The organism is Moorena sp. SIO3H5 (assembly GCF_010692395.1).
Classification (GTDB): Bacteria; Cyanobacteriota; Cyanobacteriia; order Cyanobacteriales; family Coleofasciculaceae; genus Moorena.
Window position 1 is genome coordinate 1 of record NZ_JAAHHS010000708.1, and the last position, 2004, is coordinate 2004.

General features: G+C 42.3%; 1 protein-coding gene and 1 pseudogene. One reads left to right on the forward strand and one right to left on the reverse strand.

Annotated elements, in window-relative coordinates; genetic code table 11:
* Positions 1-464 precede the first annotated feature (464 nt).
* Positions 465-575: pseudogene (locus F6K52_RS35750) on the forward strand (DNA-binding protein); the annotation flags it as partial.
* Positions 576-808: 233 nt separating this feature from the next.
* Here F6K52_RS35750 and F6K52_RS35755 read toward each other — a convergent pair.
* A complete protein-coding gene (locus tag F6K52_RS35755; protein WP_293089864.1) occupies positions 809-1582 on the reverse strand; it encodes a hypothetical protein in 774 nt (257 codons plus the stop codon).
* Positions 1583-2004 lie beyond the last annotated feature (422 nt).

Sequence of the window (2004 nt, forward strand, 5' to 3'; positions counted from 1 at the left end):
TATCCGAACGGTTCCGAAAACGACGAACAACCACCCGCTGCATGTTCGGCAATAGACGAATTAGTGCCCATGGATATAGGCGTCGAGAGTACGACATAAAATATTAGGTATCTCCTTAACTGGGGCTCCAGAGCCAGCCTGTAGCCGGGAGAAACTGTCGGCTGGCTCTTACCGTGGGGGCTAAAACGTTCCACGGTAATTTTATTTTAGCACAAATAATCTTATATGATAACATATTTTAAAAACTTTTGTAACAAATTTGGGAGTAGGGTTGTGGAGTGGGAAAAAATCCTGTGTTCTCAAGTATTTATTAATTAATGCTATGGCTATGTGCGATGGGAGCTTGGAGCCGCTACGGGATTGGCGGTAGGCCACGCTAAGAGCGATTGACCTTTGGTCACGCTACGCGAGTCACGCTACGCGATCGCATTACCGACTCCCGATTCCCGAAAATAAATGCTTCGTGTAAGATTGTGTATCAGCCGGATAATCCACTGGATTGTGGTGCTCGTTTGTGGATTGAAACCTTCAGTGATATTCACTTCATTGGTGGTAGTTTTCTGGCTAGTAGCTAAGTCTGTCAGTAAGCATTCAGCCGTCAGCTATCAGCTATCAGCTAATGCGCTACGCGCACGCGTGCGCGTTCAGCTTTTGAATAAAACAGGTAAGCATTGGTTTAATCTGAGTTAGGTCCCAGCGTCGTTCGCACAGCGTGGCCAAACGCGCCCCGCGTGGCCTTTTGGCCAAGGCCAAAGCCTGTGCCACGTCGGCTGACGGCTGACGGCTGATAGCTGAATGCTTACGTCGGTCAAGGGTTTTTATTGAATTCTTTTTGACAAGATTCTATATGATGATGCTTATTGTTATAAGCATATTGTAGAGGATACTTGCTAGAGATAGAGATTTTATCCCAACTTATTCGATACCACTTCGATAAATTTATTGGGTCAACACTTTCGACCTGTGGGACAAAATCAATCCCATAAGAAATTCCAGTTACATCTTTCAGTATATTACGCCGTACAACTCCTCTCAAACAAACTATATAATCACTGTGAAACCCATATTTTTTACCTAATATAGTATTTCCTTGCTTCTGGAAAATAAGATATAGATTAGAGCCTTTGTTCTGCTGGTAAAAATAGATGCCATCAGTAAATCCTTCTACTCCAACTAATTGTCTCCACTTTTTTTCCCACTTAAGGATCGCATCTTGAGCTTTATTATATACAGACGTTGATGAAGGAATTTGTTTGGCCAAGTTAATTGCTAATTTATAATTTTCATCAACGGGTTTCAACTCCTGTTCCCGTAGCGTGGCCTTTTGGCCATCGTTGATCACTTTCTCTGCTTTAGCCAACTGTCCTTGAGCACACTGATTTAGAAAAGCCCGTGCATTATAGGATTGGTGAGAAGTTTCAGGAATGTCTAGAGCTTTGTTCATACACTCGACAAAGTCTTTATTCATGATCAGGTCTTCCATAGTTTCCACAAATAGTTGCTCTTGACTAGATAGCCATTGCCGATAGCCAAAAATGACTCCCTCACCAGTAATGAAAAGTGTTGCAATACCGATTCCCATCCATAAAAAATTCTTAACTAAAGATCTAGGTGGATTCTCCGGGTTTACTAGCTTCTGATCTTGTTTGTAATTTTGCATCTGATGAATTTAGTATTCATATGTCTAAAGATTCTAACCACTCCTCAAGTGATTGAAAAGGATCTGATCCCTTAAAGGCCATTCCTTACAACTTTAGATTTCCCTGCTCTTAGTACGGAAGAGCCATAATGATTAGGTCACACGATTGTCTTCTCTCTTCCCTGCTCCGTTCCCGTAGCTTGTCCCACGGCCTTAGTCCCTGCTCCCTAAAAACCCAAAACGAAAGTACCTAACAGCAATTGTAAACCGCTGTATCCGCTATATATAGCGTAAGGTGCGTTTTAATTAACCGTACAAGTAGATTTGATCGGTAAGTTCTGGAGGAGATAAGTTTCTTCCCCCAT